We start from the raw sequence: 229 nt of genomic DNA on the forward strand, positions 1-229 counted from the left end.
GGAGAGGACTAAATCAGTCCTCTCCTTTTTGATGTTCAAAGCGATGAGGATTCTAGTTTTAAAATTGTCAAAGTTCCGAAAGCCGAAAGCGTTTCGCTTGATGACTTTGATGAGGTTGTTAGTAGCTTCTAGTTTTAAAACCGCACCTGCGTCTGCAACTGCCTGCAGTAAACCAGCACAGCGGCGGTCAGGGTGGTGGCGGAGAAGGCGGACAGCAGGATGAGGTAGC

General features: G+C 48.5%; 1 pseudogene. It reads right to left on the reverse strand.

The features are described 5' to 3' along the window. A pseudogene (locus ACTHS3_RS18885) lies at positions 1-135 on the reverse strand (transposase); the annotation flags it as partial. Positions 136-229 lie beyond the last annotated feature (94 nt).

Source organism: Neisseria sp. P0009.S007 (genome assembly GCF_051962515.1).